Annotated in this window: 21 protein-coding genes; 14 read left to right on the forward strand and 7 right to left on the reverse strand. The window is 69.0% G+C overall.

Annotated features, from left to right (window positions below; all coding sequences use genetic code 11):
- Window positions 1–22: 22 nt before the first annotated feature.
- Window positions 23–1,384 (reverse strand): wax ester/triacylglycerol synthase domain-containing protein, encoded by a 1,362-nt coding sequence (locus ABGB19_RS23920; RefSeq protein ID WP_347688479.1) that lies wholly within the window; start codon window positions 1,382–1,384, stop codon window positions 23–25.
- Window positions 1,385–1,557: 173 nt separating this feature from the next.
- On the opposite strand from ABGB19_RS23920, the gene ABGB19_RS23925 reads away from it, so the two are divergent.
- Entirely contained in the window at window positions 1,558–2,814 is a 1,257-nt protein-coding gene (locus tag ABGB19_RS23925) for an alpha/beta fold hydrolase (RefSeq protein ID WP_347688480.1), read from the forward strand.
- Here ABGB19_RS23925 and ABGB19_RS23930 read toward each other — a convergent pair.
- The 4 genes from ABGB19_RS23930 to ABGB19_RS23945 are packed head-to-tail and all read right to left on the reverse strand — an operon-like array spanning window position 2,801 to window position 8,259.
- Entirely contained in the window at window positions 2,801–4,483 is a 1,683-nt protein-coding gene (locus tag ABGB19_RS23930; RefSeq protein WP_347688481.1) for an ABC transporter family substrate-binding protein, read from the reverse strand. The genes ABGB19_RS23925 and ABGB19_RS23930 overlap by 14 nt on opposite strands.
- 11 nt (window positions 4,484–4,494) lie before the next feature.
- Window positions 4,495–6,330: an ABC transporter ATP-binding protein gene (locus ABGB19_RS23935; protein WP_347688482.1), complete on the reverse strand. Its 1,836-nt coding sequence runs from the start codon at window positions 6,328–6,330 to the stop codon at window positions 4,495–4,497.
- A 28-nt stretch (window positions 6,331–6,358) separates the two neighbouring features.
- A complete protein-coding gene (locus tag ABGB19_RS23940) occupies window positions 6,359–7,285 on the reverse strand; it encodes an ABC transporter permease (RefSeq protein ID WP_347688483.1) in 927 nt (308 codons plus the stop codon).
- Entirely contained in the window at window positions 7,282–8,259 is a 978-nt protein-coding gene (locus ABGB19_RS23945) for an ABC transporter permease (protein WP_347688484.1), read from the reverse strand. Before ABGB19_RS23945 ends, ABGB19_RS23940 begins: the two co-directional genes overlap by 4 nt.
- Window positions 8,260–8,438: 179 nt before the next feature.
- Here ABGB19_RS23945 and ABGB19_RS23950 point away from each other — a divergent pair, with 179 nt between their 5' ends.
- The 9 genes from ABGB19_RS23950 (at window position 8,439) to ABGB19_RS23990 (ending at window position 16,438) form a co-directional block, all read left to right on the forward strand.
- Complete coding sequence (locus ABGB19_RS23950) at window positions 8,439–8,681, forward strand: hypothetical protein (protein WP_347688485.1); 243 nt, start codon at window positions 8,439–8,441, stop codon at window positions 8,679–8,681.
- A 214-nt stretch (window positions 8,682–8,895) separates the two neighbouring features.
- On the forward strand, window positions 8,896–9,153 hold the full coding sequence (locus ABGB19_RS23955; RefSeq protein ID WP_347688486.1) for a hypothetical protein: 258 nt from the start codon (window positions 8,896–8,898) through the stop codon (window positions 9,151–9,153).
- Window positions 9,154–9,313: 160 nt separating this feature from the next.
- Window positions 9,314–10,018, forward strand: a complete 705-nt coding sequence (locus tag ABGB19_RS23960; protein ID WP_347688547.1) for a response regulator transcription factor — start codon at window positions 9,314–9,316, stop codon at window positions 10,016–10,018.
- Window positions 9,996–11,537, forward strand: coding sequence for a HAMP domain-containing sensor histidine kinase (locus ABGB19_RS23965; protein ID WP_347688487.1), 1,542 nt, complete (start codon window positions 9,996–9,998; stop codon window positions 11,535–11,537). Before ABGB19_RS23960 ends, ABGB19_RS23965 begins: the two co-directional genes overlap by 23 nt.
- Window positions 11,538–11,706: 169 nt before the next feature.
- Window positions 11,707–12,198 carry a carbonic anhydrase gene (locus ABGB19_RS23970; protein ID WP_347688488.1) on the forward strand — a complete coding sequence of 164 codons (492 nt, stop codon included), beginning with the start codon at window positions 11,707–11,709 and terminating at the stop codon, window positions 12,196–12,198.
- Window positions 12,199–12,305: 107 nt separating this feature from the next.
- Complete coding sequence (gene cysD, locus ABGB19_RS23975; RefSeq protein ID WP_347688489.1) at window positions 12,306–13,229, forward strand: sulfate adenylyltransferase subunit CysD; 924 nt, start codon at window positions 12,306–12,308, stop codon at window positions 13,227–13,229.
- A complete protein-coding gene (gene cysN, locus ABGB19_RS23980) occupies window positions 13,229–15,073 on the forward strand; it encodes a sulfate adenylyltransferase subunit CysN (RefSeq protein ID WP_347688490.1) in 1,845 nt (614 codons plus the stop codon). The genes cysD and cysN overlap by 1 nt, the downstream gene beginning before the upstream one ends.
- Window positions 15,070–15,798, forward strand: coding sequence for a 3'(2'),5'-bisphosphate nucleotidase CysQ (locus ABGB19_RS23985; RefSeq protein ID WP_347688491.1), 729 nt, complete (start codon window positions 15,070–15,072; stop codon window positions 15,796–15,798). Before cysN ends, ABGB19_RS23985 begins: the two co-directional genes overlap by 4 nt.
- Before the next feature lie 163 nt (window positions 15,799–15,961).
- Window positions 15,962–16,438, forward strand: a complete 477-nt coding sequence (locus ABGB19_RS23990) for an RrF2 family transcriptional regulator (RefSeq protein ID WP_347688492.1) — start codon at window positions 15,962–15,964, stop codon at window positions 16,436–16,438.
- On the opposite strand, the gene ABGB19_RS23995 is transcribed toward ABGB19_RS23990, so the two are convergent.
- A complete protein-coding gene (locus ABGB19_RS23995; RefSeq protein WP_347688493.1) occupies window positions 16,435–17,076 on the reverse strand; it encodes a TetR/AcrR family transcriptional regulator C-terminal domain-containing protein in 642 nt (213 codons plus the stop codon). The two genes, ABGB19_RS23990 and ABGB19_RS23995, sit on opposite strands and share 4 nt — an antisense overlap.
- A gap of 106 nt (window positions 17,077–17,182) precedes the next feature.
- Between ABGB19_RS23995 and ABGB19_RS24000 the strand changes: the two genes are divergently transcribed.
- The gene (locus ABGB19_RS24000; protein ID WP_347688494.1) at window positions 17,183–18,079 is read left to right on the forward strand and encodes an alpha/beta hydrolase; all 897 of its coding nucleotides are present in this window, start codon (window positions 17,183–17,185) and stop codon (window positions 18,077–18,079) included.
- Complete coding sequence (locus tag ABGB19_RS24005) at window positions 18,072–18,725, forward strand: maleylpyruvate isomerase family mycothiol-dependent enzyme (protein ID WP_347688495.1); 654 nt, start codon at window positions 18,072–18,074, stop codon at window positions 18,723–18,725. Before ABGB19_RS24000 ends, ABGB19_RS24005 begins: the two co-directional genes overlap by 8 nt.
- On the opposite strand, the gene ABGB19_RS24010 is transcribed toward ABGB19_RS24005, so the two are convergent.
- Complete coding sequence (locus ABGB19_RS24010; protein ID WP_347688496.1) at window positions 18,694–19,086, reverse strand: VOC family protein; 393 nt, start codon at window positions 19,084–19,086, stop codon at window positions 18,694–18,696. The two genes, ABGB19_RS24005 and ABGB19_RS24010, sit on opposite strands and share 32 nt — an antisense overlap.
- A gap of 55 nt (window positions 19,087–19,141) precedes the next feature.
- On the opposite strand from ABGB19_RS24010, the gene ABGB19_RS24015 reads away from it, so the two are divergent.
- Both ABGB19_RS24015 and ABGB19_RS24020 read left to right on the forward strand, forming a co-directional pair.
- The gene (locus ABGB19_RS24015; RefSeq protein ID WP_347688497.1) at window positions 19,142–19,474 is read left to right on the forward strand and encodes a GNAT family N-acetyltransferase; all 333 of its coding nucleotides are present in this window, start codon (window positions 19,142–19,144) and stop codon (window positions 19,472–19,474) included.
- Window positions 19,474–20,487: a nitronate monooxygenase gene (locus ABGB19_RS24020; RefSeq protein WP_347688498.1), complete on the forward strand. Its 1,014-nt coding sequence runs from the start codon at window positions 19,474–19,476 to the stop codon at window positions 20,485–20,487. Before ABGB19_RS24015 ends, ABGB19_RS24020 begins: the two co-directional genes overlap by 1 nt.
- Window position 20,488: the final 1 nt, after the last annotated feature.

Here is a 20,488-nt window from a genome sequence, read left to right on the forward strand (position 1 = left end):
AACGAGCAACGCGACGACAAGGTCAGGTGGCCAATGCCAGGACCTCGTCGAAACCCTCCACCAGACAATCGCGGAAGTTGTCGAAATCGGGAATCGACCCGGTGTCGACATTGATGCCGAAGTGGCACATGTCGACATAGGTCAGCAGCGTCACGTTCACCGCCGCGCCGATCGTCGGGCCGAATGCGTACTGGCCACTGACCGGCGCGCCTCCGAGATACACCGGCACCGGAATTCCCGGCACGTCGCTGGCGACGAGGTCGACGTGCCGCAGGATCGACCCGATGTACCAGCGCGGCATCAAGTTGAGCATCCCGGCGATCATCTGGGTGTACGGCAGCGACCGCTCGTGACGCACTCCGCTTGCGCGCCGGTGGATCTCGCGGATCCGTTCCGCCGGGTCGGCCACGCCGGCAGGCACGTCGAACCGCATCAGGGTGATCCGGTTGCCGCCCATCTCGTCGTCCTCGGTGCGCAGGCTGATCGGCATCGTCAGGTGCACGTCCCCGAGATCGGCGCCGTGCTTCTCGTGATAGCGGCGCAGCCCCCCGGTGACTCCCGCCACGAACGCGTCGTTGAGCGCGCCGTCGCAGCGGTGGGCCGCCTCGCGCAGCTGCGGCATGGGGACATCGTGCACACCGAGGCGCCGGACCAGGCTGCGTCGCTCCATGAGCGGTGACCCGGTGCGGTTGACGGGACGGACGGTGCGATAGACCGAGGCGGCCGTGGCGGTCGCCGCGTTGGCCGCCGCGACGGGATGGCGAATGCTGTTGTACAGCAGGCCCGGTGCTGATTTCGCCACCGTGGTGAGTGCCGTGCCCGCCAGCTGGGCGTCGTAGCGCAAGCTGTCGGCGTAACCGCTGAGCCACGACTGCTCCGTACCCTGGGGCTCGCTCGGCAGCGCCGGGTGGCGCGGGTTGCGCTCCAGGTCGAACAGCGTCATGCCGATCTGGACGCCGCCCACGCCGTCGGTCAGCGCATGGTGGAACTTGCAGAGCAGGGCCGCCTTGCCGTCGGCGAGGCCGTCGATCAGCGTCGCTTCCCACAACGGGCGGGCGCGGTCGAAATCGGCCATCTGCGCCAGCCGGGCCATCTCCAGCACGGTCTCCAACCCGCCGGGAGCCGGAGCGGTCACGCGGCGCAGGTGAAAGTCGAGGTCGAAGTCGGGCGCCAACTCCCATCGCGGCGGTGCCGGCGGCGGCGACGGCACCACCCGCTGCCGGAACATCGGCAGTCGGCGGCTGACCAGGTCGAGCCGGTGCCGGACCTCGTCCCAATCGGGCGTGGAATCCAGCAGTATCGCGGTCACCACAGTCGACCTCAACCGGGGATCGCTTTCCATCGCCCAGGTGAAGGCGTCGGTATTTCGCATGAAGACAGTCATTGTGTGCTCCCGCCCACACGCTACGGCCGTGCTTCGCTCGCCGTCATCCTTCTGATCCGGGTTGAGGACTTTCTACCTTCGCACCGCCTCCTTACGTCACACCCGACAGGAGGCGCGTCGGCAACGGATCGACCGACCGCGCGGGAGGCCCTCGAGAGGCACAATGTAACGCGATGACCATGAGCGCGAAGCGCCGGCGAGCCCATGACAAACTCGCGGCGCTACCCGGTGTACGTCCTGTCCGCAGGCCGGTGCGTTCCGGGTCGGACGAGGAGTTCGATCTGTACTACGTGCGGACGGGGCGCAAGTCGGCGCACCCGCTGGTGCTCATCCCCGGCGGACCCGGCGCCGCATCCGTCGCGCTGTACCGCGGTTTTCGTCGGCGCGCCGCGGCCGCGGGCCTCGACGTCATCATGGTCGAGCACCGCGGCGTGGGGATGTCGCGGCACGACGACGGCGGCACCGACCTGCCGCCCGAGGCGATGACGATCGACCAGGTGATCGACGACATCGCCGCCGTGCTCGACGACGCCTCGGTCGACAAGGCGGTCATCTACGGCACGTCCTACGGGACCTATGTCGCCGCCGGGTTCGGGGTGCGTCATCCCGACCGGGTGCACGCGATGGTCCTCGACTCACCGCTGTTGTCGGCCAACGACATCGACGCGGTCCGACGGGCGACCCGCCGATCGTTGTGGGACGGCGCCGATCCGGAGACCGCGCACATCGCACCGAAGGTGCGTCGGCTCGTCGACGACGACGTCCTGACCCCCGCGGCCACCCAGTTGGCGATGGCGGTGTACGGCTTCGGCGGACCGGCGGTGCTGAAGCGTCAACTGGACCTGCTGCTCGTCGGCAGGCGCTGGCTGTGGTCGGCGCTGGACCGGGTGTCGCGGTTCGTGCTCGAACGCAAGGCGCCCTACCGGCACGAGCCGGACCTCGTGAACCGCATCGCCTACCGCGAGCTGAACTACGGCGCCGACCCCGACGGCAAGCCCCTCGATCCTGCTGCGGCTTACCGCGAAACCGACTCCGAGACAGCGAAGTTCGAGGCCGAACCCTACGATCTCGAGGCCGAGATGCCGCGCTTCGGCTGGCCGACCGTGGTCGTCTCGGGCGGCCGTGACCTGATCACCCCGCCGGCCGTCGCCCGTCGGATCGCGTCACTGATCACCGACGCGGTCCTTGTCGAGTTGCCGACTGCGGGCCACAGCATCGTCGACCTGCGCGAGCGCGCCGCCCTGGACATCGTGACAGCGGTCTACGACGGCACCGCCGCGGAACTGCCCAACAGGTCCGCGGCGCTGGACTCGCGGCCGGCCGGTTTCGGCGTGCGCGCGTTGATCTGGGGGCTGCATGCCGCCACGGCCGTCGAATCGGCTCTGCCTGCAGTGGTTCCGCGCGTGGTCAACCGCGTCACGGCTTCATGAAGCCGATCTTGGTGTAGTCCGGATCGGCGAGACCGAACGCGCCGAAGTTCGCGAGATTGCTACGCACGGCGATGTTTCCGGTCGACTGGGTCAGCGGCAGGCTGAACACCTCGTCGAACAGCATCTTGTCCAGTTCGTTGGCCAGTGCGCGGGCCTTCGCGGGATCGAGCTCGCTGACGGTCTCCTCGATCTTCGCGTCGATCTGGGGGCTGCTGATCTTGCCGAAGTTGCTCTCGGCGCCGGTGCGGTAGATCTGGGTCAGGCTCGCCAGCGGGAACGCGTCACCGCTCCAAGCGAACTGCGCGATGTCGAAGTTCCCGACGGTGACGAAGTCGGTGAAGAAGCCCGCAGCAGGCCGGATGTCGAGCTCGAGCCTCACCCCGATCTGCGCGAGATTGTTCTGCGCGATCTGCCCGTACTGCCGGGTGCCGAGCGAGTCGAAGAGCACGTCGCGGATCACGAGCTGGCGGCCGTCCTTCTCGCGGAACTGTCCGACCTGCCGCCACCCGAGTGCGTCGAGTTCCTGCTTGGCCTTCTCCGGATCGAACGCGACCTCACCGCTGTTGTCCTGGTAGCCCTCCTGGCCGGCGACGAAGATGTGGTTGTTCAACGGCGCCGGATTGTCGGCCAGCCCGCGCTGGGTGACCTCTGCGATGGTCTTGCGGTCGATGCCCTTGGCGATGGCGCGCCGCAACGCGGGATCGGCGAGAATCGAGCCCGGTGCGCCGTTGAAGGTGAAGTGGTACCAGGACAGCCCGGGAGCACGCCGGACGGTGACGCCCTGGGTCCGCCGCGCGATCTCCATCTCGTCGAGAGTCGCCAGGCCGGTGGCGTCGATCGTGTTGTTCTGCAGTGCGGGGATCCGTGCGGCGTCGTCGAGCACCAGATAGGTGACGCTGTCCAGCAGCGGCGCAGTTCCCCACCATTTCGGGTTGCGCGTCAACGTGATTCGCTTGGCGCCGCGGTCCAGGTTGGAGATGATGAACGGTCCGGCCGAAGGACCCGGACCGTTGAGCTGGGCCCGATTGAACGCCTCCGGGTCGGCCGTCGAGCTCTTGGGCAACAGCACGGCGCTGCCCGCGAACATGCCCTTCCAGTCCGACCACGGTTTGGCGAACGTGACGACGGCCTGGCGGTCGTCGACGCCGCGTTCGACCTTCTCGACGCGGTCGCTGCCGTTGGTCGCCGCGATGGCGAACGCCTTGTCCTTGCCGCTGGTCGCGTTGATCTGCGAGGCGATGTCCTCCCAGGTGATCGGCGTGCCGTCACTCCACACCGCCTCGGGGTTGATGGTGTAGGTCACCACCTGCGGGTCGCTGTTGGTGAGTTCGACGCTGGTGAAGAAGTCGGTGTTGACGGTGGCCGAGCCGTCGGCGGCGATCCGGAACGCGCGCGGCATCGTCGACCGCATCAGCGCGCCCACGTCACCGGTGTTGCCGTCGATGTGCAGCGAGTTGAAGTTCGGCGGGAAGTCGTTCAACGCGAGGCGCAGGTTGCCGCCCTGCTGCAGATTGGCGGCGTCCTGGGGGTTGATGTCGTTGGTCGTGCCGACCTCGGCGGACCCGCCGGCCGACGGGACTTCGTCGTTGCCACCCGAGCAGGCGGTCAGGGTCAGCGCGGTGATGACGGTTGCCAGTCCCAGGGCCTGAGCCAGGCGTCGGATCTTCATGCGCTCCGACTCTAGCTGCGATCCACCTCGGGCCGCGGAACCGCGGCGAGCAACCGCCGGGTGTAGTCGTGCCGGGGATTGCTGAACACCTGGTCACCGTCGCCCTGTTCGACGATCGACCCCTTGTACATCACCGCGACCCGGTGGGCGAGATGGCGCACGACGGACAGGTCGTGGGAGACGAACAGGTACGACAGGCCGAACTGCTGCTGGAGGTCGAGCAGGAGGTTGATGATGCCCGCCTGGATCGAGACGTCGAGCGCCGACACCGGCTCGTCGAGGGCGAGGATCTTGGGCTGCAGCGCCAGTGCCCGGGCGATGCCGATGCGCTGCTTCTGGCCGCCGGAGAACTCGGCGGGATAGCGGGCGGCGTCGGCCCGCCCCAGCCCGACGATCTCGAGCAGCTCGGCGACGCGTCCCTGGATGTGGTTCTTGTCGAATCCGTTGGCCTGCAATGGTTCCGAGAGTACGTCGAACACCGGTAGCCGCGGGTCCAGCGACGCCACCGGGTCCTGGAACACCACCTGTACGTCGCCGCGCAGCTCGCGTCGGGCCTGGCGGTCCAGCGACGCGACGTCCCTACCGAGCACCTCGATGGAACCGGACTGCGGCGCCGTCAGGCCGAGGATCTCATGCAAGGTGGTCGACTTACCCGATCCGGACTCGCCGACGATGCCCAGTGTGCGGCCCTGCTGCAGCTCGAAGCTGACGCCGTCGACCGCGCGCACCTCGCCGACCTGGCGGCGGATCACCACGCCCTTGGTGAGCTTGTAGGTCCTGGCCAGGTCGCGCACCCGCAGCACGACGGGCGCGTCCGAGGTGTCGGGCGTGTCGGGCGGCGCGGTGGACACGCCGTAGATGTCGGCGGCGCTGCGGCCGACGACCTGCTCGGTGCGGATACAGGCGGCGCCGTGCGCAGGCCCCATCGGCAGAAGCTCCGGCTCGTCGGCGCGGCAGTCGTCGATCGCCAGCGGACAGCGCGGCGCGAAGGGGCAGCCGGGCGGCAGGGCGGCCATGGACGGGGGAGCACCGGGGATCGGCACCAGTCGGGCACCCTGTTCGGCGTCCAGTCGCGGCACCGAGCCGAGCAGGCCGACGGTGTAGGGCATTCTCCGATCCGCATACAGGGTCGCGACGGGTCCGACCTCGACGGCTGCCCCCGCATACATCACCAGCGCGCGGTCGGCGAACTCGGCGACCACCCCGAGGTCGTGGGTGATGATCAGCACGCCGGCGCCGGTAACGTCGCGCGCGGTCTTGAGCACCTCGAGGATCTGGGCCTGCACGGTGACGTCCAGCGCGGTCGTCGGCTCGTCGCAGATCAGCAGGTCCGGATCGTTGGCTATCGCGATCGCGATGACCACCCGTTGGCGCTCACCGCCGGACAGCTCGTGCGGAAACGAGCGGGCGCGCCGGTCCGGCTGGGCGATGCCGACCAGCTCGAGCAGTTCGACCGCCCGCGCCAAGGCCGCCTGCTTGCCCACCCCGCGCTGATGGATCCGGATCGCCTCGGCGATCTGGTCACCGACGGTGTAGACCGGGGTCAGCGCCGACATCGGGTCCTGGAACACCGTGCCGATGGTCTTGCCCCGGATCGCCGACATGCGTTGGTCCGACAGCCCGATCAGCTCGTCGCCGTGCAGCCGAATCGAGCCGGACACCTCGGCGTACTCGGGCAGCAGGCCCACGACGGCCATGGCGCTGGCCGACTTGCCTGCGCCCGATTCGCCGACCAGCGCGACGACCTCGCGCTCGCTCACGTCGAAGCTCATGCCGCGCACGGCGTGCACCGACGCGGCATCCGTCGGGAACGCCACGGTGAGGTCGCGGACCTCCAACAGGCTCACCGGGGTCCTCTGCTCTTCGCGCAAGCGCTCATCGACCGCGCCCCCGCCTGCGCAACGGTCGCGCCCCGGGGTCGAGGGCGTCGCGCAGCCCGTCGCCAACCAGGTTGGCGCACAGGATGATCAGCACCAGCACACCGGCGGGGAAAAGGAACAACCATGGGAACGTGGTCGCCGACTTGGTGCCGTCGGCGATCAGCGTGCCCAGCGACACGTCGGGCGGCTGGATGCCGAAGCCGAGGAAGCTCAACCCGGTTTCGGCGAGCACCGCGACCCCGACGTTGAGCGCGGTGTCGATGATGATGATCGACGCGACGTTCGGCAGGATGTGGCGGACGATGATCCGGCCGTCTCGCACACCCATATACCGTGCAGCGGCGACGAATTCGCGGTCGCGCAGGCTCATCGTCATGCCACGTACGATGCGTGAACTGATCATCCAGCTGAACACCGACAGCAGCACGATCATCCAGACGATGTCGCCCTTCGTGCGTTGTACGACGATCGAGATGAGCAGGAAGCTCGGGACCACCAACATCAGGTCGACGAGCCACATCAGCAGCGGATCGCGCCAGTCGACGAAGTATCCGGCGATGGTGCCGACGGTCGCCGCGATGATCGTCGAGATGAACGCGACACAGACGCCGATCAGCATGGATTTCTGCATGCCGCGCAGGGTCTGGGCCAGCAGGTCCTGCCCGAGCGCGTTGGTGCCGAACCAGTGCTCGGGACCCGGCGGTTGCTGCAGGGCGTAGAAGTCCAGGTCGTTGTAGCTGTACGGCAGCAACGGTGGCAACGCGTAGCAGCCGATGAACAACAGCAGCAGGAGGGTCAGCGACACCACTGCGGGTTTGTTGCGCAGGAATCGGCGCAATACCAGCGTGCGGCGCGAGGCGAAATCCGCGACGTCGACGCCGGACCGCGCACTCGTCGCGTCGGTGGTCGTGGTCTCGCTCATGACACCCGCACCCTGGGGTCCAACGCGGCGTAGACGACGTCGGAGAGCAAGCCCGCCAACAGGATCATCACGGCCGACAACATCGTGATCGCCGCGACGATGTTGATGTCCTGGCTGCCGATCCCGATGATCACCCACTCGCCGACACCGTGCCAACCGAAGATCTTCTCGGTGAACACAGCTCCGGTGACCAGTCCGGCGACGCTGTAGGCGAACAGCGTGGCCATCGGGATCAGCGCGGTGCGCAGCCCGTGCTTGAACAGGGCCTGGCGTCGGGTGAGGCCCTTGGCTCTGGCGGTGCGGATGAAGTCCTGCCCGAGCACGTCGAGCATCGCGTTGCGCTGATAGCGGCTGTAGATCGCGATGGAGCCGAGCGCCAGCGTCATCGACGGCAACACCAGGTGCTGGAGCCGGTCGACGAACTGGTTCCACGCCCCGCCCACCGCATCGGGCGACGTCTCACCGGTGTACTCGAACAGTTGCACGCCCAGCATGTTGTTCACGCCGAGGGCGGCGAGGATGAACAGGTTGGCCAGCACGAACGTCGGCGTGCTTATCACCAGCAGGGACAGGATCGTGACGACGCGGTCGCTGAGCCGGTACTGCCGGACCGCCCCCCACGCGCCGGCCACCACGCCGATGACGGTGCCCACCACCGAGCCGATGATCAGCAACCGCAGGCTCACGCCGACCCGTCGCCACAGTTCGTCGGACACGGGCTGCCCGCCGACCGTGACCCCGAAGTCGCCGTGGACGGCGCCGGAGACCCAGGCGACGTACTGCTCGAGGACCGGCTTGTCGAGGCCCAGTTCGGCCCGCTTGGCGTCGATGACCTCCTGCGGTGGTCGCGGGTTGCGCGACTCCAGGGTCTCCAGCGGGTCGAACTGCCACGACGCCAGCAGGAACACGATGAACGAGGCCAGGGCCAGCAACACGACGTAGTTGAGCAGCCGGCGGGCCAGATACCGCGTCATGCGGAGGGTCCGTCAGCCGACTGCATGCGCTCAGGTTAGGAGATCGCCGCGGTGATGGCCGCGATGTGGCCCGTGCGCCGCGGCCGAGCGCGCCGCATTGGCGAAATCACAGCCGGTGTCCAGCGTGTCGCCAGGACCGCCGCGTTCAGTGGGGTGCATCGGGAATGGGGTGAGTTCACATGGCACATGACAGGCTCAAGACGTTCGCCGCCGCAATTGGCGGCAGCGCGATCATCATGCTGGCCGCGTTCGGCGTGACGTGGGGGGAGCGGCCCGACGGGACCGCCGTCGCGACGTCGAACATGACCGTCGGCGTGACGAGCACCCAGACCACCCCGTCGAACGTGCCTGCGACGGGCGTGGCGAGGCCCACCATCAAGGGGCCGGCGCCGCTGCCGTCCGAGGAGGAGGCAACCAAGTAGCGCTCGGCCGTCTGCGCCGGCTGTAACGCCATGGCGCCTTTTCGGGCGGCGAAAACCCGCCATGGCGTTACGTTCGCGCTGCTGTTTCACTTCCGACCGCTCTGGTTACCCGTCAGGGGTGAGGGGGTCGACGACGACCTCCGCCTGCGCTGTTCGATTGGGCCGCGCCGTCAGCTGGCCGTGGTCCGCCAGAGACCGAAACGGAGAGGTCACGGTGAATTCGAAGCAGATCAAATTGTTCTCGGCGACGGTGGGTGCCGGCGCTCTGCTCGGGATGGGCGGGATCGCGGTTGCGGTCGGTACGAGCTCGGCCCAGGACGTGGAGCCGCTGCCGCCCGGCCCCGTGACGACGTCGGAGATGACGACCGGCGAGACCAGCACCGAGACTGTGGCCCCGGAGGCGCCGGAGTCGCCGGTCGCCACGCCGCCGATCACCACGCCGCCGTCGACGATCGCGACTGTTCAGCCGTAGGAACCAGCGGCGCGTTTCCGGTTTCCGCGGCACGCCGCGGGGCCCGTTTCACAGCGGGCACATAGGAAAGGCACAGGGTCGGCCCATGCCGGCTGCCGATAATGGAGCCATGGCCACCCCTTTCTCTGGCGCCGGCGCGCAGGAGACCGGGCGGGTCGTCATGCACCGCGCCGACGGCAAGCCCATCCACGTGCTGGTCGTCGACGACGAGCCCGTCCTCGCCGAGCTGGTCTCGATGGCCCTGCGGTACGAAGGCTGGGAGATCGCGACCGCGTGCGACGGGGCGAGCGCCATCGCCTCGGCCCGCGAGACGCCGCCCGACGTCGTCGTGCTCGACGTGATGCTGCCGGACATGAGCGGGCTGGACGTGCTGCACCGGCTGCGCGAGCAGATCCCCGGCCTTCCGCTGCTGCTACTCACGGCCAAGGATTCGGTCGAGGACCGCATCGCCGGCCTGACCGCTGGCGGCGACGACTACGTCACCAAACCGTTCAGCATCGAGGAGGTGGTGCTGCGGCTGCGCGCGCTGCTGCGGCGCACCGGAATTGCGAGTGAATCGGGCGGTGCCAAGATCGTCGTCGGTGATCTCGTCCTCGACGAGGACAGCCACGAAGTCACGCGCGGCGGTGAGCTGATCACGTTGACCGCCACCGAGTTCGAACTGCTGCGTTTCATGATGCGCAACTCGAAGCGGGTGTTGAGCAAGGCGCAGATCCTCGACCGGGTGTGGAGCTACGACTTCGGCGGCCGGTCCAACATCGTCGAACTGTATGTGTCCTATCTCCGCAAGAAGATCGACAGCGGACGCGAGCCGATGATCCACACCCTGCGCGGTGCCGGGTATGTCCTCAAGCCCGCCCGCTGACGCGGCGCTGGGCCGCATCCGGTCGCCGCGGACGTGGTCCTTGCGGGCGCGGCTGCTGGCCTCCCAGATCGTGCTCCTGGCCCTGGTGTGTGCGGCCGTCGGTGTCGGCACCGTCCTTGCGCTGCAACACTTCCTGATGAACCAGCTCGACGACCAGCTCGCCGAGACCGGGCGGCGCTCCAGTGGGCTGTTCGAGTTCGGTCCGCCGCCGCTGCCACCGCGGGTCCAGATGCCGCCGGGGTTCCCGCGCCGCATGATCATCCGCGACGAGCCGGGCCCCGGACCCGCCTTCCTCAACGCACCCGGGCAGGCCGCCCGAACGGTCGGCGCGATCGTCTCCCGCGGCGTCGCGGTCGACGCCGGTGTCATCAACGCCGACGGCACGCGCGCTGAGGTCGATTCGGCCGCGGCACAACAACTCGCCCGCATCGAACCCACCGGCATCCCGGTGACCCGCGAACTCGACGGGCTCGGTCGGTACCGGGTGATCGCGATTCCGGCGCGCGGGCCGGGCGACGTGATCGTGACCGGCCTACCGACGTCCGACGTCGACGACACGCTGCTGACCGTCGCCGTCATCTTCTGTGTGGTCGGGGCGGTGGCGCTGATCGGCGGAACCACCATGGGAATACTGATCATCCGTCGTCAACTCGCCCCGCTGGCAAGGGTTTCCGATGCGGCCCGACAGGTGGCCGACCTTGACCTCGACCGCGGCGAGGTCCGGCTCCCCACGCCGATCGTCAAGGTGGACCCGGCGAGCGCGCACACCGAGGTGGGGCAGCTGGGGTCGGCGTTGAACCGGATGCTGGACCGCATCGCGGCGGCGCTGTCGGCACGGCACGCCAGCGAGACGCGGGTCCGCCAGTTCGTCGCCGACGCCAGCCACGAGCTACGCACGCCGCTGGCCGCCATCCGCGGCTACACCGAACTGGCGCAACGCAAACGCGACGACGTGCCCGACGACGTCGCGCACGCGATGAGCCGCGTGGAGTCCGAGGCCGTCCGGATGACGCAACTGGTCGAGGACATGCTGCTGCTGGCCCGGCTCGACACCGGGCGGCCGCTGGAGCGGGAGGCGGTTGACCTGTCGCGATTGGTTGTCGACGCGGTCAGCGACGCCCATGTCGCCGGGCCGGACCACCAGTGGTCGCTCGACCTGCCCGACGAACCTGTCGTCGTCACCGGCGACGAAGCCCGGTTGCACCAGGTTCTGGCTAACCTGCTGGCCAACGCCCGCACCCACGCTCCGCCCGGTACCTCGGTGACGACGTCGCTGACGGTCGGCTCGGACGGCGCCGCGATGGTGACGGTCGCCGACGACGGTCCCGGTATCCCGGAGTGGCTGCAGCCCGAGATCTTCGAGCGGTTCGCCCGCGGCGATTCGTCGCGATCCCGCCGCGGTGGCAGCACCGGTCTGGGGCTGGCGATCGTCGCGGCCGTCGTCAAGGCGCACGGCGGCACCATCGACGTGAGCAGTGCGCCGGGCGACACCCGCTTCACCGTCACCCTTCCCCGCTGAGAGCCCGCCGCTTCCCGCGAGCCCGCGACTTCCCGCGAACATGGGTGTCGGCACACGACACGCCGCGGAATTTCAGCACTTTGCGCACGCTCGCGTCCGGTGGCGTCGCGATCGGATCACCATGAATTTCTCCGGTGTCGAGGCGCCGCCGCGGGGCTATCGTCGAGAAATGTCTGTGACCGACGAGTACCTGAAGAACAACGAGGCGTACGCGAGCACCTTCACCGGTCCGCTCCCGCTGCCGCCGAGCAAGCACGTCGCCGTGGTCGCGTGTATGGACGCTCGACTCGACGTCTACCGGATCCTCGGCCTCGGCGACGGGGAGGCCCATGTCATCCGCAATGCGGGCGGGGTGGTGACCGATGACGAGATCCGCTCGCTGGCGATCAGCCAGCGGCTTCTCGGCACCAAAGAGATCATCCTGATACATCACACCGACTGCGGCATGCTGACGTTCACCGACGACGGGTTCAAACAGCAGATCCAGGACGAGACCGGCATCAAACCGGAGTGGGCTGCCGAGGCCTTCATCGACGTCGAGGAGGACGTGCGGCAGTCACTGCGCCGCATCGAGGCGAGTCCGTTCGTCACCAAGCACGAGTCCGCGCGCGGCTTCGTCTTCGACGTCGCGACGGGCCGGCTGACCGAGGTCACGCTGTAGCGCACGCTCGCGCTGACTGGGCTCGTTGACAGCAGCGGCGGTACCGGCGTTTAATATCGGGTAATGGTCATAAACATGGTCAAATCTACCAACTTTACGAGGATACGATGACCACCACCGAAGCACTCAACGCGGGCCGGTACGAGCTCAGCCACCTGCGTTCGCTGGAGGCCGAGGCCATCCACATCATCCGCGAGGTGGCCGCCGAGTTCGAGCGGCCTGTGCTGCTGTTCTCCGGCGGCAAGGACTCGATCGTCATGCTGCATCTGGCGATCAAGGCGTTCCGGCCCGGCAAGCTGCCGTTTCCCGTCATGCACGTCGACACCGGGCACAACTTCGACGAGGTGCTGCAGACGCGCGACGAACTCGTCGAGGAAGCCGGCGTGCGTCTGGTGGTCGCGAAGGTGCAGGACGACATCGACGCCGGCCGCGTCGTCGAGACCATTCCGTCGCGCAACCCGCTGCAGACCGTGACGCTGTTGCGCGCCATCCGGGAGAACAAGTTCGACGCCGCGTTCGGTGGCGCGCGCCGCGACGAGGAGAAGGCCCGCGCCAAGGAGCGGGTGTTCTCGTTCCGCGACGAGTTCGGCCAGTGGGACCCCAAGGCGCAGCGGCCCGAGCTGTGGAACCTCTACAACGGCCGTCACCACAAGGGTGAGCACATCCGGGTGTTCCCGCTGTCGAACTGGACCGAGTTCGACATCTGGTCCTACATCGGCGCAGAGAAGATCAAGCTGCCGTCGATCTACTACGCGCACCGCCGCAAGGTATTCGAGCGCGACGGAATGCTGCTGGCGGTGCACAAGTACCTTCAGCCGCGCAAGGACGAGGAGGTCGTCGAGAAGTCAGTGCGGTTCCGCACGGTCGGCGACGTCACCTGCACCGGTTGTGTCGAGTCGACGGCCGCCACGGTTTCCGAGGTGATCGCCGAGACCGCCATCTCGCGGCTCACCGAACGCGGCGCCACCCGCGCCGACGACCGCATCTCCGAGGCCGGCATGGAAGACCGCAAGCGAGAGGGCTATTTCTGATGGCGACATTGCTTCGCATCGCGACCGCCGGTTCGGTGGACGACGGCAAGTCGACCCTGATCGGCCGGTTGTTGTACGACTCCAAGGCGGTCATGGAGGACCAGCTCGCCGCCGTCGAGCGGACGTCGAAGGAACGCGGCCACGACTACACCGACCTGGCGCTGGTGACCGACGGCCTGCGCGCCGAGCGGGAACAGGGCATCACGATCGACGTGGCCTACCGCTACTTCGCGACGTCCAAGCGCAAGTTCATCATCGCCGACACCCCCGGCCACATCCAGTACACCCGCAACATGGTGACCGGCACGTCGACGGCGCAACTGGCCATCGTGCTGGTCGACGCCCGCCACGGGCTGCTGGAGCAGTCGCGCCGCCACGCGTTCCTGGCGTCGCTGCTCGGCATCCAGCACATCGTGCTCGCGGTCAACAAGATGGACCTGATCGGTTGGGACAGAGAGCAATTCGAGAAGATCCGCGACGATTTCCACGACTTCGCCGCGCGCCTCGACATCCACGATGTGACGACGATCCCGCTGTCGGCGCTCAACGGCGACAACGTCGTCACGAAATCCGACAACACCCCGTGGTACGAGGGTCCGCCGCTGCTGGCGCACCTCGAAGAGGTCTACGTCGCCGGCGACCGCAACCTCACCGACGTGCGGTTCCCCGTCCAGTACGTGATTCGCCCGCAGAGCATCGAGCACCACGACCACCGCAGCTACGCGGGCACGGTGGCCGGCGGCGTGATGAAGGTCGGCGACGACGTCGTCGTGCTGCCCAGCGGTCTGTCGTCACGCATCGCCGCCATCGAAGGTCCCACCGGGCCGATCGAGGAGGCCTTCCCCCCGATGGCGGTGTCGATCAGCCTCGCTGACGACATCGACATCTCGCGCGGCGACCTCATCGCCCGGCCGAACAATCAGCCACGCGTCACCCGGGAGTTCGACGCCACCGTCTGCTGGATGGCCGACGGCTCGTCGCTGGAGCCCGGTCGCGACTACCTGATCAAGCACACCACCCGCACGACACGGGCCAAGGTGACGGGCCTGGACTACCGGCTCGACGTCAACACGCTGCACCGGGACAAGACCGCGACAGCGCTCAAACTCAATGAGCTGGGGCGCATCTCGCTGCGTACCCAAGTGCCGTTGCTGCTCGACGAGTACAGCCGCAACTCGGCCACCGGCTCGTTCATCCTGATCGACCCGAACACCAACGGCACCGTCGCCGCCGGCATGATCCTGCCGCAGGTGGCGGCGCGCACCTCGAGCCCGAACACGGTGCGTCACGAGTCGCTGTGCAAGGCCGAGGATCGGCTGTCGAAGGGGCGCACGGTGTGGTTCACCGGGCTGTCCGGCTCGGGCAAGTCGTCGGTGGCGATGCTGGTCGAGCAGAAGCTGCTCGAAAAGGGAACTCCCGCCTACGTTCTCGACGGGGACAACCTGCGGCACGGCCTCAATGCCGACCTCGGCTTCTCCATGGCCGACCGCGCCGAGAACCAGCGCAGGCTGGCCCACGTCGCGGCGATCCTCGCCGACTCGGGACAGGTGGTGCTGGTGCCGGCGATCAGCCCGCTGGAGGAGCACCGCGCGTTGGCCCGCAAGGTGACCACCGAGGCGGGCCTGGACTTCTTCGAGGTGTTCTGCGACACGCCGCTGGAGGACTGCGAACGGCGCGACCCGAAAGGCCTGTACGCCAAGGCGCGTGCCGGCGAGATCACGCACTTCACCGGCATCGACAGCCCTTACCAGCGGCCCAAGAGTCCCGATCTTCGGCTGACGCCCGAGCGCAGCACCGAGGAGCTCGCGGACATGGTGATCGACATGCTGGAGCGCGGTCAGTGAGCGACCACGAGCTGGCGGCCCGCCTGGCCACCGAGGCGGGGCGGCTGCTGCTCAGCGTCCGCGACGAGCTGTCGGACGCCACCGCAGCGGAACGAAAGGCCGCGGGCGACAAGCGGTCTCACGACTTTCTGATGGAGGCGCTGGCGGCCGAGCGGCCCGGCGACGCGGTGCTCTCCGAGGAGGGCGCCGATAACCCGGTCCGGCTGTCCGCAGAGCGCGTGTGGATCGTCGACCCGCTGGACGGCACACGGGAGTTCTCCGAACTCGGTCGTGTCGACTGGGCGGTCCACGTCGCGCTGTGGCAGGCCGGGGAACTCGCCGCCGGCGCGGTGGCCCTGCCCGCGCAGGGCGTCACGCTGGCCACTCCCACCGTCGCGGCCCCACCGGCCGCGACCGGCACGCCGCGGATCGTGGTGTCGCGCACGCGGCCTCCGGCGCTCGCACTGGCGGTGCGCGACGCGCTCGACGGCACCCTGGTCGAAATGGGCTCGGCGGGTGCGAAAGTCGCCTCCGTCGTGCAGGGCCTGGCCGACGTCTACGTCCACGCGGGCGGCCAGTACGAATGGGACTCCGCCGCCCCGGTCGCGGTCGCCCGCGCCGCGGGACTGCACACCTCGCGCATCGACGGCTCGCCGCTGGTCTACAACCAGGCCGACCCCAAGCTGCCCGACCTGGTGGTGTGCCGGCCGGAGCTGGCCGACGCGGTGCTCGCCGTCACCGCGTGACGGGTGCCTCGTCGCCGATGTGGGGGCACTTCTGCTTGACGGCGTGAAGTGCCTTGTTCATTCAAGTGTTCGCGCGGAAGGATATCCGGTGGCTGCGCCGACAGCGGCGATCAGCATTCGAGTCCTCATCTTCAGCGGCCTATGGCTGGACTAGCCTGACCCCATGCGGATGTCGGCCAAAGCTGAGTACGCCGTCCGCGCGATGGTGCAGCTGGCCACCGCCGACGACGGCGTGCTGGTCAAGACCGACGATCTGGCCAGGGCGCAGGGCATTCCGCCGCAGTTCCTCGTCGACATCCTGTCCGATCTGCGCACCGACCGCCTGGTGCGCAGCCACCGAGGCCGCGACGGCGGCTACGAGCTGGCGCGGCCCGCCGCCGAGATCAGCATCGCCGACGTGCTGCGCTGCATCGACGGTCCGCTGGCCAGCGTGCGCGACATCGGGCTCGGGGACCTGCCCTACTCGGGGCCGACGGCGGCGTTGACCGACGTCTGGCGGGCGCTGCGAGCCAGTATGCGCTCGGTGCTCGAGCGGACCAGCCTCGCCGACGTCGCCGCGGGCGCGCTGCCCCGCCATGTCGGCAAGCTCGCCGACGACTACCGCGGCCAGGAGTCCACGCGCGGCCACTCGGTGGGCTAGCGCCTGCGCCGCGAGCCACCGCGCGCCGCGATCCCGTCGACGAGCATGCGCAGGCCCGAGTCGAAGTCGTCCTCCACCGTCGTGCGCGCCGCGACATGCGACAGCGCCGCGATGTTCGGGTAGTCGGCCCCGGCCACGGCGCCGATGCGCTCGGCCACCTCGCGTGCGTCGGCTCCGCGTGTCAGCGGACCCGCGAGTTCGGCCTGCACGGCGCCCACGACGAACGCCAGCACCGCGTGGAAGGCGGCCAGGCGGTCGGCGTCGGTCAGGCCGCCGCGGCCCAGTGCCGCGACCAGCGCGTCGGCGGCCGCGAACGCGGCGCCCGATGCGGTGCGGCGGGTGAGCACCAGCGAGACGGCGGCCGGGTGGGCGCGGATCCCTCGCCACATCGCGGTAGCCACCGCGTGGACGTCGGCCGCCCAGTCGGCGCTCGGCGCGGGTACGTCCACTTCCGAGACCACCGCAGCGACGACCAGCTCCTCGAGCTCCTCCTTGTCGCGGACGTAGTTGTAGACCGTCATCGGGCCGGTGCCCAGCGCCGCAGCCAGCGCGCGCATGCTGAGCGCGCCGACGCCGGATTCGTCGACGAGCCGCAATGCCACAGCGGCAATTTCGTCGGTGGTGAACCGTGCTCGCACCCCACCTCCATCTCCGCTCTTCGCGCGAGCGCTCATCGCCCTTGACAAGTACGTCGTACGTGAAGCAGTGTAGCTATACGTACACCGTACTTATGTAGGAGTAGCGATGCCGACCACCATTCCCGCCGAACGCCTGGACTTCAGCTCCCGCGGTACCCGATGTTCGGCGTGGCTGACGCTGCCCGCCGGCGACGGGCCCCATCCCGGCCTCGTCCTGGTGCATGGGCTCGGCGCGACGCACGACATGATGCTCGCGCAGTACGAGCAGCACTTCGCCGCCGCAGGCATCGCCACACTGGCTTTCGACTACCGCAACACCGGAGACTCCGAAGGGCAACCGCGACAGCACATCTCGGTGCGGCAGCAATGCTTCGACGTCGCCGCGGCGCTCGCGCACCTGGCCGGGCATCGGCGGATCGACGGCGCGCGAATCGGGTTGTGGGGCACCAGCCTCGGCGCGATGAACGTGGTCCGGGTGGCCGCGCGCCGTGACGACGTGGCGGTGGCGGTGGTGCGGTGCCCGATCGTGCACGGCCCGGGTGCCGCGCACGCCCTCGGCCCGCGCTGCGCGGTGCGGATGACGCCGGCGATCGTCGACGACGCGGTGCGCATGGCGCTGGGACGCGGCAGGCGCTACGTCCCGATCGTCGGGCCGCCAGGAAGTTTCGCGATGGTGACCGTCCCGGGCGCAGAGGCCGGCTGGAACTCGACGGTGCCGCCGGGCGTGCGGTTCGACAACCGGATCGCCGCGGCGGACGCTGTGGCGATGGTGACGTCCTCGGCGCTGCGCGGCGCACGCAGGGTACGGGCGCCGCTGCTGGTATGCGTCTGCGACCGCGAGACGCTGGCGGACCCGAAGTACGCCGCGCTGGTGGCCGACCTTGCACCGCGCGGCGTCGCCCGCCACTACGACTCCGACCACTTCGAGATCTATCACGCGCCGCTGGTGGATACCGTGCTCGACGACCAGACCGCCTTCCTGCGGAAGCACCTCGATGTCTGACTGGCTGCGCAGCAACGACATTCGATTCTGTGAGCTCGCGCGGACGCTGAGCGTCGATGAGTGGGCGCACCCGAGCCTCTGCGACGCCTGGTCCAACCAGGCCGTCCTGGCGCACCTGGTGGTCGGCTACCGCACCGGCGTCACCGCGACCGCGGCGGCGATGCTGCGCCAGCGCGGCTCGTTCGACCGGGCCAACGCCGCGCTGGCCTGGGCACTGGCCGAAACTATCGGTCCCGCAGCGCTGATCGACGAGTTCGAGCGGCTGATCGACCGGCCGCGCGTTCTGGGCCGCGTGTTTCCGCGCCGGCTGCTGCTCGGCGATCACATCACCCACGAACTCGACATCCTGTTCGCCCTCGGCCGTGCACCCGCGATCCCGTTCGACGCACTGGCCGCGGTGCTCGACACCCAGGTGAGCTTGCCGAACCCTTTCGTGCCCGCGTACCGCAACAGCAGGGGACTGCGGCTGCGGGCCGCCGACACAGACTGGTCACACGGGAGCGCCGGCCCTGTCGTCGAGGGCCGTGCCGCCGACCTGGTGTCGGTGCTCGGCAACCGGACGTACGCGTTGCACCGGCTGCGCGGCGACGGCGTCGACGAGCTGGCGTCGCGCCTCAGCCTGAGCCGGATCCGTAAGGACGGGTGAGGATCTCGAGGTAGTGACCGGCTGGGTCCTGGAAGTAGACGCCGCGACCGCCGTCGTTGCGGTTGATCTCGCCCGGCCGGTTGCCGTGCGGATCGGCCCAGTGCTGCAGGCCGCGCTCGGTGATGCGGCGGTAGATGTCGGAGAACTCGTCCTCGGACACCAGGAACGCGTAGTGCTGCGGCCGGATGTCCTCGTCGTCGGCGACCTGCGCGTAGTCGAGGCTCACGCCGTGGTTGAGCTCCACGACCAGGAACGGCCCGAATGCATTGGCGGGGGGCAGCCCGAACAATTCTGTGAGGAAGTCCGCCGACCGCTGCCGGTCCCTGGCGGCGACGATGGTGTGGTTGAACGTGATGGCCATGTCAGAAAAGTCAACCACCGCCGGCGCGCACCGGGCAACGTTGCAGGATGGACTCATGACCGAAGTCGACGTGCTGAGGGGTCCGCGGGTCACGCTGCGGGCGCCGACTCTTGACGACGCCGAGCAGCTCTTCGAGGGGATCGTCAGCGATCCGCAGGTCGCCCACTACATGTCGTGGCGGCCCCATCCCGACATCGAGGAAACCCGTCGCGTCATCACCGAGATCTTCAACGTCGCCGGCGAGACCACCTGGCTCATCGAGTGGGGCGGTGACGCGATCGGCATGTGCGGATGGCGTCACCCGCAGCCCCACGTGCGTTATGCGGTGCTGCCCAACGTCAGTCCCGAGCCGCAGGACTGTCTGATGTTCGCCAAGGCGGTGCGGTGATGGCGTTCGACATGCGTGATCTGAAGGTCCCTGTCCTCGTCGCACCGATGGCCGGCGGACCGTCGACGCCCGAACTGGCCGCGGCGGGGTCGACCGCGGGCGGCCTCGGCTTCGTTCCGGCGGGATATCTCGCCGCCGACGTGTTCGCCGAGCGGCTCACCACCGCACAACACCTGACGTCGGGTCCCGTGGGCGCCAACCTCTTCGTCCCTCAGCCCAGCGCGGCGACCTCCGAGGCGGTCGACCGCTACGCGGCGGCGCTGATCTCCGACGCGCGCCGGTACGGCGCCGAACTCGGCGAGCCGCGGTTCGACGACGACGCATGGGCGGCGAAGCTCGACGTCCTGCTGGACCTGCGGCCCGCCGTGGCGTCATTCACCTTCGGTGTGCCCAGCGCCGAGGAGGTGCAGCGTCTGCGCGCCGCGGGCATCGCCACCGTTGCCACGGTCACCACACCGGCCGAGGCCCGACTCGCGGTGGCGCACGGCGTCGACGTGCTGGCCGTCCAGGGACCAGGCGCCGGCGGGCACCGGGGCACGTTCGACCCGACCGCGCCACCGTCCGAGGAACCGCTCGATGCGCTGCTGGCCACGGTGATCGCCGGCGTCGAGGTCCCCGTCGTCGCTGCGGGCGGGCTGATGACCGCCGAGGACGTCGCTCGCATGCGGAAGGCGGGCGCGGTCGCAGCGCAACTCGGCACCGCGTTCCTGCTCGCCGACGAGGCTGGCAGCAGCCCGGTGCATCGAGCGGCGTTGCAGGACAGCGGCTTTACCGAAACCGCCGTCACCAAGGCGTTCTCCGGCCGGTACGCCCGCGGCCTGCGCAACCGGTTCATCGACGAGCACGAGGCCGAGGCGCCGTTCGGGTATCCCGAGGTGCACTACCTGACCAGCCCGCTGCGGGCGGCGGCGATCCGCGCCGGCGACCCGCACGGCGCGAATGTTTGGGCGGGTACCGGGTTCCGCAAGGCCATCGCCGGACCCGTCGCCGAGATCATCCGCACGCTGACCTGAC

Origin of the sequence: Mycobacterium sp. B14F4 (assembly GCF_039871645.1) — a bacterium.
Lineage (GTDB): Bacteria > Actinomycetota > Actinomycetes > Mycobacteriales > Mycobacteriaceae > Mycobacterium.

What these genes read in the sequence shown, in the direction of transcription:
- ABGB19_RS23920 (WP_347688479.1), bottom strand. Translation starts at nt 1,384, where the DNA reads ATGACTGTCTTCATGCGAAATACCGACGCCTTCACCTGGGCGATGGAA.
- ABGB19_RS23925 (WP_347688480.1), top strand. Translation starts at nt 1,558, where the DNA reads ATGACCATGAGCGCGAAGCGCCGGCGAGCCCATGACAAACTCGCGGCG.
- ABGB19_RS23930 (WP_347688481.1), bottom strand. Translation starts at nt 4,483, where the DNA reads ATGAAGATCCGACGCCTGGCTCAGGCCCTGGGACTGGCAACCGTCATC.
- ABGB19_RS23940 (WP_347688483.1), bottom strand. Translation starts at nt 7,285, where the DNA reads ATGAGCGAGACCACGACCACCGACGCGACGAGTGCGCGGTCCGGCGTC.
- ABGB19_RS23945 (WP_347688484.1), bottom strand. Translation starts at nt 8,259, where the DNA reads ATGACGCGGTATCTGGCCCGCCGGCTGCTCAACTACGTCGTGTTGCTG.
- ABGB19_RS23950 (WP_347688485.1), top strand. Translation starts at nt 8,439, where the DNA reads ATGGCACATGACAGGCTCAAGACGTTCGCCGCCGCAATTGGCGGCAGC.
- ABGB19_RS23960 (WP_347688547.1), top strand. Translation starts at nt 9,314, where the DNA reads ATGCACCGCGCCGACGGCAAGCCCATCCACGTGCTGGTCGTCGACGAC.
- ABGB19_RS23965 (WP_347688487.1), top strand. Translation starts at nt 9,996, where the DNA reads ATGTCCTCAAGCCCGCCCGCTGACGCGGCGCTGGGCCGCATCCGGTCG.
- ABGB19_RS23970 (WP_347688488.1), top strand. Translation starts at nt 11,707, where the DNA reads ATGTCTGTGACCGACGAGTACCTGAAGAACAACGAGGCGTACGCGAGC.
- cysD (WP_347688489.1), top strand. Translation starts at nt 12,306, where the DNA reads ATGACCACCACCGAAGCACTCAACGCGGGCCGGTACGAGCTCAGCCAC.
- cysN (WP_347688490.1), top strand. Translation starts at nt 13,229, where the DNA reads ATGGCGACATTGCTTCGCATCGCGACCGCCGGTTCGGTGGACGACGGC.
- ABGB19_RS23990 (WP_347688492.1), top strand. Translation starts at nt 15,962, where the DNA reads ATGCGGATGTCGGCCAAAGCTGAGTACGCCGTCCGCGCGATGGTGCAG.
- ABGB19_RS24000 (WP_347688494.1), top strand. Translation starts at nt 17,183, where the DNA reads ATGCCGACCACCATTCCCGCCGAACGCCTGGACTTCAGCTCCCGCGGT.
- ABGB19_RS24005 (WP_347688495.1), top strand. Translation starts at nt 18,072, where the DNA reads ATGTCTGACTGGCTGCGCAGCAACGACATTCGATTCTGTGAGCTCGCG.
- ABGB19_RS24010 (WP_347688496.1), bottom strand. Translation starts at nt 19,086, where the DNA reads ATGGCCATCACGTTCAACCACACCATCGTCGCCGCCAGGGACCGGCAG.
- ABGB19_RS24015 (WP_347688497.1), top strand. Translation starts at nt 19,142, where the DNA reads ATGACCGAAGTCGACGTGCTGAGGGGTCCGCGGGTCACGCTGCGGGCG.
- ABGB19_RS24020 (WP_347688498.1), top strand. Translation starts at nt 19,474, where the DNA reads ATGGCGTTCGACATGCGTGATCTGAAGGTCCCTGTCCTCGTCGCACCG.